The sequence below is a fragment of the Desulfatibacillum alkenivorans DSM 16219 genome (assembly GCF_900142135.1).
GTDB classification, from domain to species: Bacteria; Desulfobacterota; Desulfobacteria; order Desulfobacterales; family Desulfatibacillaceae; genus Desulfatibacillum; species Desulfatibacillum alkenivorans.
The window spans coordinates 1-2,201 of record NZ_FQZU01000087.1 but is presented as its reverse complement, the minus strand read 5'-3'; the positions used below and the strand labels follow the sequence as shown (position 1 = coordinate 2,201).

Below are 2,201 nucleotides of genomic sequence, written 5' to 3'. Positions count from 1 at the left end.
TTCAAAACAGAAAGTTAGCGACGGGTCTTTGACCCGTATCCGTGCTTTCAGCACTTAAAGAAAACCCTCCGACTTTAGTCGGTGGTTGTTTAGTTTGACGTGGACGCTGACGGCGCGGATGACGAACTGTATGACAATTGCCCTTCCCATTATAATCCGGTCCAGGAGGATCAGGACGGGGACGGCCTGGGCGACTTGTGCGATAACTGCCCCGCCATATACGATCCCGGCCAGGAAGATGCGGACGGAGACGGCGTGGGCGACGAATGCGATAACTGCCCTTCCGCGGCCAACGCCCAACAGGGGGATGAGGACGGAGACGGCCTGGGCGACGCCTGCGATAACTGCCCTTCCAACTTCAACGACTTACAGGAGGACGCGGACGGCGACGGAACCGGAGACTTTTGCGACGGCTGTCCTGGGGATTTTTTCAAAACCCAGCCAGGATTCTCCGGCTGCGGCAATCCCAACCCCATGGTTGCAGCGGGCGGGAATTTTTCCCTGGCCCTGAAAACCGATGGCTCGGTGTGGTCCTGGGGAGACAACAGCACTGGCCAACTCGGGCTGGGGCTGGGGCAGAGTGTTAATGTATTCACGCCTACCAAGGTGGACGCCCTTCCTCCTGCTGCTAAAATAGCCGCTGGAGGAAATCATGCCCTGGCCCTGGCCCCGGACGGTTCGTTACGGTCCTGGGGATTCAATTACGCCGGCCAACTCGGGCTGGGGACCAGTGGAACCTTTTCAACCAAAAACAGGCCTCAGAAAATAAACGCCATATCCAACGTGGCTGCCATTGCCTGCGGGGGTAGTCACTCCCTGGCTGTGGCCAGAGACGGCTCGTTGTGGTCCTGGGGGTATAATTACTATGGTCAGCTTGGGCTGGGGAACAATTATTCTAAAACCACGCCGCAGAAAGTAAACGCCATCTCCAATGTGGCGGCCATTGCCGCGGGAGAAGATTATTCCCTGGCCCTGACCCGGGACGGCTCCCTGTGGGCCTGGGGGGATAATTACGGTGGTCAGCTTGGGCTAGGAGACAATGAAGACAGAAACACGCCGCAAAAAGTCGAAGTCCTTTCCAACGTGGCGGCCATTGCCGCGGGAGGCAATCATTCCCTGGCTCTGACCCTGGACGGGTCTGTGTGGTCCTGGGGGAGGAATAGCCGGGGTCAGCTTGGGCTGGATGACAATGATGACAGAAACACGCCGCAGCCAGTGACAACCATTTCCAACATAAAAGCAATCGCTGCAGGAAATAAACACTCCTTCGCCATATCAGAGGAAGGCCTTGCATGGGCCTGGGGTTACAATTACGACGGCCAGCTTGGGATAGGGACCATCGGCTCTACTGCTGATGAAAGCACGCCCCAAAAAGTGAAAGTCATTTCCAACGTGGTTGGGCTTAGCGGAGGAAACTATCACTCCCTTGCCCTTACCGAAGACGGCGCCCTGTGGGCCTGGGGGGATAATGACGAAGGCCAGATAGGATCAACAGGAGGCGATCGTAAAAATCCGGTTCAAGTGTTCCAATCCGGTGAGGTTTTTCACCTTTATTTCGACGTGGACGCTGACGGCGCAGATGACGAAGTGTATGACAATTGCCTTTCCCTTTATAATCCGGCCCAGGAGGACGCGGACGGCGACGGCGTGGGCGACTTGTGCGATAACTGCCCCGCCATATACAACCCCGGCCAGGTAGATGCGGACGGAGACCTTATAGGCGACGCCTGCGAGGTGAATGACGACGACCGAGACGGATTTAACAACGAATCGGATAACTGCCCCTCCGTCATGAATGCGGATCAGGCGGACGCAGACAACGACGGCGTGGGCGACGCCTGCGACAACTGCCCCTTTACCGTCAACCCCGGCCAGGACGATTATGACCACGACGGCGTGGGCGACGACTGCCTGGGCAGGAACTCCAGCGACGTGAACAATAACGGAACGGTAAACCTGGAAGACGCCATTATCTGCCTGCAAATCGCGGTGGATATCTACCAGGGGACCGTCAGGCGGGACAACGCCCTGGGAACGGACGGCGTCTTTGATATGGAAGAGGCCCTGTTCATCCTCCAGAGCGTGGCCGGAGTGAGGTAAACAAACAATGGGGTCACCCATTAGAGGCGGAGGTCAAGAAAAAACACTCTACCTGTGGCAACGAAACTCTGTTTTCTTGCCCTCCGGAGTTGCATAACCGC

1 protein-coding gene is annotated in these 2,201 nt (G+C 57.0%); it reads left to right on the top strand.

Translation table 11 applies throughout. The features are described 5' to 3' along the window. Positions 1–99 precede the first annotated feature (99 nt). The gene (locus BUE18_RS27090) at positions 100–2,100 is read left to right on the top strand and encodes an RCC1 domain-containing protein (RefSeq protein WP_073479232.1); all 2,001 of its coding nucleotides are present in this window, start codon (positions 100–102) and stop codon (positions 2,098–2,100) included. Positions 2,101–2,201: the final 101 nt, after the last annotated feature.